General features: G+C 46.8%; 9 protein-coding genes. 5 read left to right on the top strand and 4 right to left on the bottom strand.

Annotation, left to right across the window (positions count from 1 at the left end):
- Positions 1-31: 31 nt before the first annotated feature.
- From RIF25_RS14115 to RIF25_RS14095, 5 genes are all read left to right on the top strand, one after another.
- Positions 32-898 carry an alpha/beta fold hydrolase gene (locus RIF25_RS14115; RefSeq protein ID WP_322879171.1) on the top strand — a complete coding sequence of 289 codons (867 nt, stop codon included), beginning with the start codon at positions 32-34 and terminating at the stop codon, positions 896-898.
- A gap of 606 nt (positions 899-1,504) precedes the next feature.
- On the top strand, positions 1,505-2,446 hold the full coding sequence (locus tag RIF25_RS14110; RefSeq protein ID WP_322879170.1) for a glycosyltransferase family 2 protein: 942 nt from the start codon (positions 1,505-1,507) through the stop codon (positions 2,444-2,446).
- Positions 2,443-4,905, top strand: a complete 2,463-nt coding sequence (locus tag RIF25_RS14105) for a glycosyltransferase family 4 protein (protein WP_322879169.1) — start codon at positions 2,443-2,445, stop codon at positions 4,903-4,905. The genes RIF25_RS14110 and RIF25_RS14105 overlap by 4 nt, the downstream gene beginning before the upstream one ends.
- A 34-nt stretch (positions 4,906-4,939) precedes the next feature.
- The gene (locus tag RIF25_RS14100; RefSeq protein WP_322879168.1) at positions 4,940-6,154 is read left to right on the top strand and encodes a glycosyltransferase family 4 protein; all 1,215 of its coding nucleotides are present in this window, start codon (positions 4,940-4,942) and stop codon (positions 6,152-6,154) included.
- Positions 6,144-7,049 (top strand): glycosyltransferase family 2 protein, encoded by a 906-nt coding sequence (locus tag RIF25_RS14095; RefSeq protein ID WP_322879167.1) that lies wholly within the window; start codon positions 6,144-6,146, stop codon positions 7,047-7,049. The genes RIF25_RS14100 and RIF25_RS14095 overlap by 11 nt, the downstream gene beginning before the upstream one ends.
- Before the next feature lie 79 nt (positions 7,050-7,128).
- Here RIF25_RS14095 and RIF25_RS14090 read toward each other — a convergent pair whose 3' ends face one another.
- Genes RIF25_RS14090 through leuS form a run of 4 tightly spaced genes read right to left on the bottom strand, consistent with a single transcriptional unit; the run spans position 7,129 to position 13,074 of the window.
- On the bottom strand, positions 7,129-9,318 hold the full coding sequence (locus RIF25_RS14090; RefSeq protein WP_322879166.1) for an O-linked N-acetylglucosamine transferase, SPINDLY family protein: 2,190 nt from the start codon (positions 9,316-9,318) through the stop codon (positions 7,129-7,131).
- Between the two features lie 15 nt (positions 9,319-9,333).
- A complete protein-coding gene (locus RIF25_RS14085) occupies positions 9,334-10,062 on the bottom strand; it encodes an HAD-IA family hydrolase (protein WP_322879165.1) in 729 nt (242 codons plus the stop codon).
- Positions 10,056-10,484 (bottom strand): hypothetical protein, encoded by a 429-nt coding sequence (locus tag RIF25_RS14080; protein ID WP_322879164.1) that lies wholly within the window; start codon positions 10,482-10,484, stop codon positions 10,056-10,058. Before RIF25_RS14080 ends, RIF25_RS14085 begins: the two co-directional genes overlap by 7 nt.
- Before the next feature lie 10 nt (positions 10,485-10,494).
- A complete protein-coding gene (leuS, locus tag RIF25_RS14075) occupies positions 10,495-13,074 on the bottom strand; it encodes a leucine--tRNA ligase (protein ID WP_322879163.1) in 2,580 nt (859 codons plus the stop codon).
- Positions 13,075-13,433: the final 359 nt, after the last annotated feature.

The raw sequence follows: 13,433 nt of genomic DNA, 5'->3' as shown, positions 1-13,433 counted from the left end.
CGTTGTCTCTTTTTGTCCGTGAGCCTGTCCTATGTCCGATGTGGTGGTGCGCGGGGTCTCCCATTATTACCAGTGGATTTGTCAAGATGCTTCTGCCAGTTCTGAACACCCCAAACCTGTCATGGTGTTTTTGCATGGGTGGGGTGGCTCTAGTGCCTATTGGCAAACAACTGCAACGGCCTTAGCCCCAGATTTTGACTGCCTCCTCTACGATCTGCGGGGATTTGGACAAAGCCAGTCAGCTCCAAAGGATCAGGACAACCCCCAAGCCTACAATTTGCCTAGTTATGTTACAGACCTCAAGGAATTTTTAGATGGCCTGGGCCTGGAAAAAGTTTATTTGAATGCCCATTCCACCGGGGCCTCCATTGCCGCCCTCTTCCTCAGCCAATATCCCGACCGGGTTTACCAGGCCATCCTCACCTGTAGCGGTATTTTTACGTATGAACCCTTGCCCTTTGCCCTCTTTCACCTGATGGGCGGTTATGTTGTCCAGTTTCGGCCCCGCTGGCTCAGTCAAATTCCCGGTGTGGCCCGTTTATTTATGAGTCGATTTTTAGATCGCCCTATTCCCCAGGCCTGGCAACAGGAATTTCTAGAAGACTTTCTCCAGGCCAATGCAACGGCCGCCCTTGGGTTAATGTACTCTGCCGTGAGCGAATGGGCTGCAATCCAGATTCCCCAGGCCTTTGCCAGAATCCAAACCCCCACATTGCTCATCTCAGGAGAATTCGATCAAATTATTCCTGCCCCCCTCGGCCAAACCGCCGCCCAGTTAAACCCCCGCGTCAAGCAAATCGTTATCCCCAAAACCGGCCACTTTCCGATGTTGGAAGATGCTGCAACCTATTTGGCTGTGGTCAACAATTTCCTGAAAGTCCCGCAACCTCACCCCTAAGGCAAAATACTGGCCCCACAGATAAATACATCGGCCCCAGGAAAAACGATCAAGCATCTCCCAGAGGTGAAAGGCTTTGCACCCCCATCATCGAACTAATGAACTATCGCAAGCCGTAATGATTTGTGAGATCGAGTGAGCCAGTATTTTTGATTCAAGAATTTTTATGTCACTCTCCGCCAAAGGAAAGGCTATTCCTTATTTCTGGTATCAGTAGTGATAAGCAAGTATTCTTACAAATGAAAACGGACTGCGATAGAACTCTCTTAACTCCTAATGATGGCCTTATTATTGACAAGCGGGAAGTCCTGTTTCTTAGGATATCAAAATGATCAAAACCACATAATATATTCCTGGTCAAGGATGGTGAGTCACCCCGCTGCTTCTGGCATGATGATTGACGTCAGCGTTAAGATTCTGATGATAGATCTCAAGTGCTGCCTCATGAACTAGAGTTCTCTTGATGTTTGTTTTCCCCTTGAATAGATTGTTTCTGAAAAAGACCATTTTCCCTCTTCTTCGTTAACTGGTGGTCTTTCACTCATAAATATCCCTGAGTAGTGAATGATAGAAGCCTGTCAATATAACATTCCCGAATTCATTGCAATGCTTAAAATTTCGATTATCACAGTTTGCTATAATGCCGAGAAAACCATTGAAAGAACGATTCAAAGTGTTATAAACCAAAAAGATACCAAGACTGAATATTTAATTATTGATGGTGCATCTCAAGATAAAACCCTAGACATCATTCAGGCTTATCAGTCAGACATTGCTCTTGTTGTGAGTGAGCCGGATCGGGGGCTTTATCATGCGATGAACAAGGGAATTGCGAAGGCATCCGGTGATTATGTCTATTTCTTAAATGCCGATGACTATCTAGTGAATGAGTTTGTGATGCAGTCCGTGACGGATTTCTTAATCAAATATTCTCAGATTGATGTTGTTTATGGTAATCTGCAAGTCCGTTATCCCCAGCGTGAGCCATCCTTACACCGCCCACCGCCCCCAGAGCAGATTTTAGATGAATTAATTTGCGGGGCTTTGCCGCACCAGGCCACCTTTGCCCGCCGATCCGTTTTAGAGGCGATGGGAGGATTTGATGAACAATATAAAATTGCTGCCGATTATGATTGGTTCTTGCGCTTAACCCAACAGCCCAATGTCAAAATTGGTTATATGCCGATTACTGTTGCCTCCTATGCCATTGATGGTCAATCCGCCCAGATGACTAAAGTTCTGCCCGAAGTGTATCGGATTCAAAATCAATTTCCCCCCTATCAAACCCCTGAATGGCAGCAACGCCGGATCCTGGCCTATCAAAAGCAAATTACTGAGCTGCGGCAACGGGAGTCCCAGTGGTCTGAAACCTTGGCCCAACTGACAACAGGAGGCTCTGAAGAAGTTGAAGTCCAAACCCTAATTGCAAAATTACAAGCGGCCCAGGCGACGATTGCGGCGATGAAAACCAGTAAATTTTGGACTTTGCGGCAGAAGTGGTTCCAGGTCAAAAAGCGTTTGGGCTGGCCTGGGGATATGGAGTCATGACTAGCATCGGGCAGAACTTAGGCCAAATGGGAGTCCCAACTGAGCTACCGATCCACTTTTTTACCATTGTTCTGAATGGCCAACCCTTTATTGAGTACCACCTGCAAGTCTTCCAGGCCCTTGAGCTACCTTGGCATTGGCACGTTATTGAAGGAGTTGCGGAACTCAAACATGACACGGCCTGGAGTGTGGCCCAAGGGGGACGCATTGATCCGAGCTTGCATCGCAATGGCTTAAGTATTGACGGCACAACTGAGTATTTGGATGGTATCGCGGCTCGTTTTCCTGAGCATATTACTCTCTACCGCCCTCCACCCGGCCAGTTTTGGGATGGCAAACGGGAAATGGTGAATGCCCCTTTACGGAACATCCAAGCAGACTGTTTACTGTGGCAGATAGATGCGGATGAGCTTTGGACAGCAGGCCAAATCACCACAACCCATGCTCACTTTGTCCGTAACCCGGATCTGACGGCAGCGTTTTACTGGTGTCATTATTTTGTTGGCCCCCATCTGGTGGTTGCTTCTCGCTATTGCTATTCCCAAAACCCTGAGCAAGAGTGGTTACGAACTTGGAGATATCAGCCAGGGATGTCTTGGGCCAAACATGAGCCACCCCAATTAGTCAATCTCAAGGGCGAAGATGTCAGCCGGATCAACCCTATCCACCATGATGATACGGAAGCATTGGGCCTGGTTTTTCAACATTTTGCCTATGTCCTGCCTGAGCAGATTACATTTAAGGAAAAATATTATGGGTATCGTGATGCCCTCAGTCAATGGCAGCGTTTGCAATCTGAGTCGGGGTTTCCGGTATTTTTAAGGAATTATTTTGCTTGGGTGACGGATGATACGGTTGTGGATTTGGCCGCTCATTGTGGTGTCCTCCCGGTTGCTGTGGCTGATCAGGCTCAGGAGTCCCGCCCGGCCTGGCACTTTAGAACCGAGTCAGAACTCGCGCAAATTCCCCGCCCCACCCCGAACGCAGCTCCCAAGATTGCCGTTGATGCCGTCTTTTTTCAACTACTTCACAGTGGCATTGGTCGGGTTTGGCGTTCGATTTTTCAAGCGTGGGTCAAGTCAGGGTTTGCAGAGAACGTTTTAATTTTAGACCGGGCCCAAACAGCCCCCCGCCTACCTGGCCTGCGCTATCGTCTGATTCATCCCTATAACCAAGAGGCGGCTGGAGAAGATAGTCTCAAACTCCAAGCTATTTGCGACCAGGCCGGGATTGAGTTATTTATTTCTACCTACTACACCACCCCCATTCATACCCCAACGGTGTTGCTTGTCCACGATATGATTCCGGAAGTCTTGGGCTTTGATTTGACGGTTTCCGGGTGGCGGGAAAAACAATTGGCGATTCTTTATGCATCTGCCTATTTGACGGTATCTAAGCATACGGCGAAAGATTTAATCCGATTTTTTCCAGGCCTGGATCAGTCGCAAATTTATCTCACCTATAACGGCCTAGACTCTACATTTCAACCTGCGAATCAGACGCAAATCAAATCGTTTCGGACGAGGATGGGCCTGGAGAAACCCTATTTCTTGGTGGTTGGGGACCGGGTTGGCTTTGACGGCTACAAAAATATTCAACTATTTTTTACAGCTTTTAATCAAATACCTAACAAGGCAGAGTTGCAGATTTTCTGTGTTGGTGGTCAGTCAAAATTAGAGCCGGAATTAGCCCAAATCGTTTCCCACGAATCTATAAAAATGGCCCGCTTAACTGATGCAGAATTGGCCATTGCCTATAGTGGTGCCATTGCCCTAGTATATCCCTCTCGCTATGAAGGGTTTGGTTTACCCGTTTTAGAGGCCATGGCCTGTGGTTGCCCCGTGATTACCTGTCATAATTCAGCGATTCCTGAAGTTGCGGGAACGGCGGCCCTTTATGTCAGTGCAGATGATCCCACTGATATGATTCAAGCCTTAGCAAAAGTCCAGATACCTGAAGTTCGAGCTGGTTTAATTCAGGCTGGCCTGGCCCAAAGTCGTCAGTTTTCCTGGACAACTATGGCCGAAGAAGTTGCCAATGTCCTGACCAGAGTTCTTCAACAACAGGCAGAACAGGGGGAAACACCAGCGTCATTCAAGCAAAAGTTAATTTGGCAGAAATTTCGTCACCTACAAGCGGAATTAGCGAAAACTCAAGCACCAGGCCAAGATACCTTTGGTTTAGAACATTTACTCTTCTTAGTTCAAGAGATGGAAAGTAGTAAATTCTGGCAACTCCGGCGGATGGCCCACAAGCTGCAAAAATTGATCGGCCGACCCGGCCTGGTGGATGAAGTGATTATTGATCTAGCCAAACCCCCAGAGTTACAACTTCTCCAAGCAAAGCAACGCATTAACTGGATTAAAACCAGTAAGTTTTGGCAATTGCGGAAACGTTGGCTTAAACTCCGTCAAAATCTAGGCCTGCCTGGGGATGATCCCGATAGTCCATTGGTGTAAACCAGAAGCAAAACGAAAATCTAGTTTCAGAAACATGATCATCAATGAATATTTACAGCGGCGTTATCGAGTTGCCATTGATTTGACACCCCTAATTTCAACTGGTGAAAATGGTGGCGTGAATGTATTTAGTCATTTTTTACTGGAATCATTACTAAAATTAGCACCCCACTGGGACATTATCCTGCTCACATCCAGTAATAATCATGGCTATCTGACCGAGACTTATCAAAAGCGAGTCAAGACTTATTGCCTGAAACCGCCAATTCGTTATGCCAATAGAATCGTAACCTATAGTGTGAAGCTCTGGCATTTTGTTCGGCAGGTGATGGGATGGAATCGAATACTTGATCAGCTGAAGGTGGATTTACTGCTTTGTCCTTATACGAATCCAGCTTTTCAAGAGTCAGGCATCCCAACTATTACCATTGTGCATGATCTTCAGCATTTAGCCATGCCCCAGGCCTTTAGTTGGCAAGAATGGTTATATCGTCAACTCTTTTTTTATCAATTAACCCATCGATCTACACATATTGTTTGTATTTCAGAGTTTACCCGTCAATCCATGTCGCAAGCATTTCCCAACTCTAAACCAAAACTTCAAGTGATTCATCATGGTAATTATCGAGCCAAAGGAGTGCCCCAAATTACAGAGATTCAAAAGGCCTTAAGTAAATATGGTTTAGAGCAAAATAAATATTTCTTTTATCCGGCTAATAACTGGCCCCACAAAAATCATCGAACTCTTCTGAAGGCATTTAGTCAGTACCATCAGCATAGTCAGAATCCCATTGATCTAGTGTTGACTGGGGCATGGCTTCAGCCTAGTTGCTTATCAAGTGAAGAAGAGAAAATTTATCGGTCTCATCCCCAGATTCATGTTCTCGGGTATGTTGATGCCCAAACTCTGGAAAGTTTATGGCAAGGTTGTTTTTGTCTCTTGTTTCCATCACGATATGAAGGATTTGGAATGCCATTGGTAGAAGCAATGTACTATCATAAGCCAATTCTTTGTAGCCAGGCCGCAAGTTTACCGGAAGTGGCAGGAGACGCGGCTCTTTATTTCCATCCTGATGATGTTGATGATCTGGTGCAAAAGTTACTAGCCATTCAGACGGATACCGAGTTAGTCCATGAACTCATCGCCAAGGGACAGCAGAGATTAAGGCTATTTTCTCCCACAGTCACCGCTCAAAAATATATCCAACTCATTTGCACTACTTTGGCGGCTCTTGGTGATGATGTTTAGTGTTGTTATCCCCTCCTTTAACCAAGGCAACTATCTTAAGCAGACAATTGCCAGTATTTATCAACAATCTGATGTCGTGTTTGACTGTTATGTTGCTGATGGGGGCAGCCAGGATCAAACCATAGATATTCTCCAGGCCAGTGCAGATCAATATCCCAACTTTCGATGGCATTCTGGGCCGGATTTGGGCCAGGCCGATGCGGTGAATCAAGCTATTACCGTAACCACTGGAGAGATTATTGCTTGGATTAACTCTGATGATATTTATTATCCGGGGGCCTTTGCGACAGTTGCCCAAATCTTCACAACCAATCCAAATGTTTTAGTGGTGTATGGCCTGGCCAATTATATTGATGCCAATAATCAAATCATCGAACCCTATCCGACCCAGGCCTGGAATTATGAAGCCCTGAAGGATATTTGCTATCTCTGTCAGCCGGCTGTGTTTTTTCGGCGAACTTGTATTGAACAATGGGGGAACTTAAACACCGACTTACATTTTTGTTTAGATTATGAACTATGGTTGCGCTGGGGAAAAGAGACTAAGTTTTACTATTTACCCAAGGTGTTAGCTGGATCTCGTCAATATTCCCTTAATAAAACCATCGGTAGTCGAGTGAAAGCCCATGGGGAAGTGAATCAAATGTTGAAGCAAAAACTTGGCTATGTTCCAGATCGTCACCTCATTAACTATGCACGCGTCCAGACAGAATCACAACTCAACTTAGACTTATCGGCCAGTCATCAACTGCTGCACAACCGACCTGTGCCAAAATTTGATTTGAGGTTTTGGTGTATCTTAATTTTTTTCATATTGCAACAATATTGGGATTGGCATCAGTTTCCGTCCTTGTTTAAGGTGTGGGTGTTGATCCGCTTGAAATCAAAACTCTAATCTCTTAGAGGTTATTGCCGAGGGTTAGACCCGTAAACATCAGTTTCCTGAGGTGTTGCCTAATTTCCCCTGGCCATGACTAGCTCAGTTGGGCCCACATTGTTTGATAAGCCTGTTCTAGGTGACGGGTAAATCTGCGGGTGTCCCAAAGGGGCGAGGTTTGCTTGGCCTGGCGGAGTTTGTCCTTTACCTGTTGGCGTAATTGAGCATCCAGGCCCAGTGTAATCCCCCAATCCACATATTCTTGACTAGACCAGGCCAGGCCTTCGGTAATTCCGGCATTGACCATAAATGTATAACTATTGCGGGCCGCAAACTGTTGGCCAACTTGAGTCACCAGGGGAATCTCCAGCCAAAGGGTTTCTAGAGTTGTGGTCGCACCGTTATAGGGATAGGAATCCAGAACAATATCTGCCAGTTGGAGGTTGGCGCGGTGGGTGGGTTCATCGTCATCAAAGTCTAGGAAACGCAACCGGGATACACTCACCCCTTCTGCCTGGGCAATCGCTTCAAATAGGTTCCGTAAGATTTCTTTTTCCCCCCGCAACTTAATTAAGAAGTAACTGTTGGGAACTTGAGCTAGAATCTGATACTGCTGTTTCAAGGTTTGGGGATGTTGTTTCAGACCATTTTGGGCCGTGAAATAGATCACCGCATCCTCCGGAATCCCTAGATCTTTACGCCGCAGGGTTGGAACGCCAATTTCAAAGCCATCTACAGCTAAATAAACTTCCGGTAAACGCCAAATTTTTTCGGAATAATACTGTTCTGCCTCTGGGGGTAAGACATGGGGATCGCCAATAAAGTAGTCCACAGCCGGAACACCCGTTGCATCCCACCCTAACCATGTGGCCTGAATTGGCGCGGGTTTATGGACTAAAACTTCAGCACTATCTTCATAGGTTCCACCGTCCAAGTCAATGAGAAGATCAATTTCGTCTTGGAAAATTTGCGGCACTAGATCTGTGACTAAATTGCCCGCCCACCAAGAGTCTGCATGGGGTAAAAACCAGGCCTGGGTAAAGGGAGTCACACCTTGGGCGAGAAAATACAGGTGGATCTTAAATTTTTGCCGATCATGGTAACGAAACAACCAGCGACAGAGCCACCCGACTGAATGTTGCCGCAGGGTATGGGCCAGATAGCCAATGTGCAAACAATCTCCGTGGCGGGTTTTGCGGGTTGGGGTAATCGGTTGTTGATGGTAGGAATAGGGAGCCAGGTTTTGGCCGGTTTCAGTTCCAAGGAGATTTTGTTGAGCCAGGGCTGCTAAGGGGGTTTGCCAGGCCCAATATTGTGCAGGTTGATCTTGAACATAGGGCCAATGGAACAGAGCCACAATTAAAGACCGGGCCTGGCCACGGGTGAGGTTGAGGGCAGGTTCAGCTAACAATTCTTGGATCAGTTGGGCTTGGCGACTAAAACAGGCCTGGACTTCGGGGCCATGATCTCCTTGGCGCATGAGGGCCCGCAGTAAAACCCGTTGACCAAAGACTTTTTCCGCCAGAATTTGGCAATAGTCGTTATAGTTTTGGGCTGCGACCAGGCCGGGGGCAAACTGACCTATATCCGTATAAAAATCAGAGAGTTGTCGCCACAGGGGAAGCATTTTCGGGCTAAAGACTAGGCAGCGTTGGGTAAGTTGAATTGCCGCCTCATAGTTGGGCAGATAGGTATGGTTATAGGCTGATTGGGAAAATTTCAGGACCAGGCCAGTGACATCAGCCACAAACCTTAGGCCAATTTTGAGGCAGTCGGTAATAATTTCTTGGTCAGGGTAGCAGGGAAAGAGGGCGAGGAGAAATTGCTCTAAAGTTTCCGGTGAAAGAGTTGCGCCAAATAGCTCCAGAAGCTCCATGAATTCCCAGGCCAAGAGGGATGCTGGTGTTAATTTATTGAGTTTAATTTCTAATTGAATCAGGGCAATTAAATTCTCTAGATGTTCCGGTTCAAATTGCCGATAATATTGACGAACTAACCAGGCCTCTAAGTCTTTTTGCTGTGATTCTAGGTGAGCCGTAATGTCTGTTAAACGATTGAGTAAACTCTGTTGATAACTCTCAGCTTCTTCATCCGATAAAAAATCCAAAGGAGTAAACCAAGCTACCTGTGCTGAAACTTCTTCTCCCTGGAGTAAATAAGCTAATCCGAGGTTTTGATACCAGGCCAGTTGATCTGGATTTTCTGCAATCAGACATTCATAAACTGTCACTGCTGGAGCATAAAAGCCACTGGCCAACCACTGATCCGCAATCTCTTGGTCAATCATCGAAAACCAACACCTTCACAGGGATAACTCGGTTAAACGCGTCACGACTTTGAAGGCAACTCCAGGCCTGGGAGTGGATTTTCCGGTACGATTCAACCAAATAGCCCCCAATCCCGCCCGTTCAGCCCCGACCACATCCTCCGACCAACTATCGCCAATATGCCAGGCCTGAATCGGTTCTAGATCATAATGCTCTAAGGCAATCTTAAATATATCCGGGTCTGGTTTAGCCGCCCCAACATGGGTAGAAATAGTCACAGAATCAAAAAAATCTGCAAGTTTTAAGGCTTCTAAAACCGGATAAAGGCGACTGTCAAAATTGGATAAAACCCCCAGCCTAATCCCCATTTGCTGCCATGATGCTAAAACCTGTTGAACATCTTCATAAACGTACCAAGGATCGGCCAAGGCAAAGTGATCAAAGAGAGTTTGAAAAAATGCTGAAAAATTTGGAAATTCCCCTAAGGCCCCCACTGCTGCAAAACTCTTAGCCGCCACCGACTCCCACCAGGCCCGCTCTAAAGCCACTAATTCCTCTCCCATTGCCAAAGAACTATTCAGTTTTGGAGCTTGAGAGAAGCTAATCATAAAGGCCTGGTCTAATTGAGTTGAATCAACAATCACCCCGGCCTGGGCGGCAAAATTCCCATAAATTTCCCCAACATTCCCCCGAATCCCAAAGAGTGTCCCAACCGCGTCTAAGAATATGGCCTCGGGCCGCTGATTTTTCCCAATCCCTACCATCGCCAATACCGCCGCCCACGCCAAAAGACTCCCACAGCCAGGCCAATCAGGACATTTTCATTCACATCCAACAGCCCAGCGGGGACTCTCGTTAATCCAGAAATAATTGCAATCACAATTAACGTTAATAACAAGCACAGCACCAGGCCCCAAAGAGTTGCCCCGACAATTCGTCCCGGCGAAAACCAGGTTTCCAAAAACAGGACTGCCAAGGCCCCCAAGCCCACACTCAAGAGAATGACAATCAGGAGGCCCCAGGGGGGTGTTAAAACCGTTTGCAAAAAGTCCCGCATCTCTGGAGACTGTCCCGCAACGACCATTAAACCCAGATCAAAAATCTTCGCCAGGGTAAGTGTCGTAATCGCCGCCGAAAGCAGGGAACGCCAGGGTAAAAACTTCAAACTCCGCAGGGGGTCAAACATAAGCAGTTGCCTAGCCCTTATTTACCAGGACAAAATTGATTAATTTACCGGGGACAACAATGACTTTTTTCACTGTTTGGCCAGCTAAATATCGTTCTCCCACCTCTGAATTGCGAGCATAGGTTTCTAAGTCATTGGCCTCGGCCTGGGCGGGAACTTGAATCACTCCCCTTGTTTTGCCCATGATTTGAATCACTAAGGAAATCTCATCCGCAACTAGGGCAGTGGGATCAACCTTGGGCCAGGCCTGGAGATGAATGGATTTTTCTAACGTCTGATTAGGTAGCTGTTGCCAAAGTTCTTCGGAAATATGGGGCGCAAAGGGTGAGAGAAGTAATAATAAGGTTTTGATCCCTTCTTGATAGATGGGGCTAGTGATTAAATCCGCCGCATCCCCCAAGGCATTGCTCAGTTTCATCAACTCGGAAATTGCCGTATTGAACTGATGGTCTTGGGCCAGGTCTTCACTAACTTCCTTAATGGCCGTATGAATTGCGCGCCGGAGTTTTTTCTCATCAGGACTCCATTCTCCATGAGCGGATTGCACTTGAGGATTTTTCTCGATATAGCCCGTCACCAACCGCCAGACCCGATTTAAGAAGCGAAATTGTCCTTCCACATCGGCATCATCCCATTCCAAATCTTTTTCGGGGGGAGCTTTAAACAGAATAAACATCCGGGCCGTATCAGCACCATATTTGGCAATCACATCTCCCGGCGCGACACCGTTGTGTTTTGACTTGGACATTTTTTCATAGACCACATCCAAGGCAATCCCCGACTCGGGATCTACGGGATTATTGGGGTCTTTGACTTGGCTGGGAATGACATATTTGCCCGTTTGGGGATTCTTATAGGTTTTCCCTTGCACCATCCCCTGGGTTAATAGCCGTTGGAAGGGTTCACTGAAGTTAATTAAACCCCGATCCTTGAGAACTTTGGTAAAAAAGCGGGAATACAATAGGTGTAAAATGGCGTGTTCAATCCCCCCGACATATTGATCCACCGGCAACCAGTCATTGACCAAGGCCGAATCAAAGGGTTTTTCTTGATTACGGGCATCGGCATAGCGCAAGAAATACCAAGAGGAATCAATAAAGGTATCCATCGTGTCGGTTTCCCGTTTGGCCGGTTTGCCGCAGGTGGGACATTTGACATTCACCCAATCTTCTAGTTGTGCCAAAGGAGAAGCCCCCCGGCCTGTAAATGCAACATTTTCCGGCAAAACCACAGGTAAATCTGCATCGGGAACGGGAACTGCGCCACAATCTGGGCAATGAATAATCGGAATCGGTACACCCCAATAACGCTGACGAGAAATTAACCAATCACGCAAGCGATATTGAATCCTGGCTCTGCCCCACCCTTGCGATTCGGCAAATTCAATAATTTTAGTTTTAGCAATGGGTGACTCCAGGCCATCAAATTCCCCCGAGTTAATCAGAATTCCCGATTCCGTGTAGGCCTGATCCAATTTCACTACTTCTGGATTGGCGGGAATAATCACGGTCTTAATCGGCAGTTGATTCTGTTGGGCAAATTCATAATCCCGTTGATCGTGGGCTGGCACACCCATCACTGCTCCAGTCCCGTACTCCACCAAGACATAATCCGCAATCCAGATCGGAATTTCCTCACCAGTGAATGGGTTTAAGGCGTTCCCCCCTGTGGCCAGGCCCCGTTTCGGTTTATCTTCCGCCGTCCGTTCTAGTTCCGATTCATGGCTGATGGACTCGATAAATTTTTTGACCTTCGCTTGCTGTTTTTTCGTGGTTACAGTTTGCGTCAAAGGATGTTCGGGAGCCAGCACCACATAGGTCACGCCATAAACGGTATCGGGCCGGGTCGTAAAGACACCAATTTTTTGCTCAGAGCCGACAATTGGAAACTCCAAATAAGCCCCCGTGGATTTGCCGATCCAGTTGGCCTGCATCAATTTCACCCGTTCCGGCCAGCCTGTGAGGGTTTCTAAATCCTGTAACAGAGCCTCGGCATAGTCCGTAATTTTCAAAAACCATTGCCGCAAGAGTTTCCGTTCCACGATGGCCCCGGATCGCCAGGATCGCCCTTCACTATCCACCTGTTCATTGGCCAAAACCGTTTGATCAATCGGATCCCAGTTCACCGCTGCTTCTTTTTGGTAGGCTAACCCGGCTTCAAAAAACTGGAGAAATAACCATTGCGTCCAGCGGTAATAATCCGGGCGACAGGTAGCTAATTCTCGCGACCAATCATAGGAAAGTCCGAGGGGTTGCAGTTGAGTTTTCATTTGGGTAATGTTGGCTTCTGTCCATTGGGCCGGTGGAATTCCCCGTTCAATCGCCGCATTTTCGGCCGGCAAGCCAAAGGCATCCCACCCCATTGGATGAAGCACCCGATAGCCCTGCATTTTTTTGACCCTGGCGATCACATCGGTAATGGTGTAGTTCCGCACATGGCCCATGTGTAAATTCCCAGAGGGGTAAGGAAACATCGAAAGTGCGTAAAATTTCGGCTGACTGGTATCCGTTCCCGTTTGGTCTAAGCCTGACTGGTGCCAGTGATCTTGCCATTTAGGTTCAATCTCTTGGGGCTGATACCGATTCTCCACGCCTAAGTCCTAATGCAACAAATGTTTAAGGTCTAGGTTCTAGGGTACAAGGTACGGGGGAATAGTATCCACTCACACAAAGGTTTTTGGTTGAGGCTTAAAATTTTTTTGAGAACAAGCTCCCAATCGGTTTTACAGTGCGTTCATCAAGCTCTCAACTAATCTCACTTTTTCAGCGTCCGACAAATAACCATAAATCTTTTCCGTAAGTTCTGGACTCGCATTTTTCTTAAACCAATCTTCACTAGGGGAGTCATCAAAGCCGAGCAAGAACATTAATCGGACTAGTCAAATTCTAGTTCCCTATAGCAATCCGTTTTCAAATATGAGAAAATAAGAATGTGTCTTGGATAACCCTA

The sequence above is a fragment of the Pseudocalidococcus azoricus BACA0444 genome (assembly GCF_031729055.1).
GTDB classification, from domain to species: Bacteria; Cyanobacteriota; Cyanobacteriia; order Thermosynechococcales; family Thermosynechococcaceae; genus Pseudocalidococcus; species Pseudocalidococcus azoricus.
This window is presented reverse-complemented; position numbering and strand designations above follow the sequence as displayed.

Excerpts from the sequence above, each read along its gene's own strand:
- RIF25_RS14115 (WP_322879171.1), top strand. The coding sequence starts at position 32 with ATGTCCGATGTGGTGGTGCGCGGGGTCTCCCATTATTACCAGTGGATT.
- RIF25_RS14110 (WP_322879170.1), top strand. The coding sequence starts at position 1,505 with ATGCTTAAAATTTCGATTATCACAGTTTGCTATAATGCCGAGAAAACC.
- RIF25_RS14105 (WP_322879169.1), top strand. The coding sequence starts at position 2,443 with ATGACTAGCATCGGGCAGAACTTAGGCCAAATGGGAGTCCCAACTGAG.
- RIF25_RS14100 (WP_322879168.1), top strand. The coding sequence starts at position 4,940 with ATGATCATCAATGAATATTTACAGCGGCGTTATCGAGTTGCCATTGAT.
- RIF25_RS14095 (WP_322879167.1), top strand. The coding sequence starts at position 6,144 with ATGATGTTTAGTGTTGTTATCCCCTCCTTTAACCAAGGCAACTATCTT.
- RIF25_RS14090 (WP_322879166.1), bottom strand. The coding sequence starts at position 9,318 with ATGATTGACCAAGAGATTGCGGATCAGTGGTTGGCCAGTGGCTTTTAT.
- RIF25_RS14085 (WP_322879165.1), bottom strand. The coding sequence starts at position 10,062 with ATGGTAGGGATTGGGAAAAATCAGCGGCCCGAGGCCATATTCTTAGAC.
- RIF25_RS14080 (WP_322879164.1), bottom strand. The coding sequence starts at position 10,484 with ATGTTTGACCCCCTGCGGAGTTTGAAGTTTTTACCCTGGCGTTCCCTG.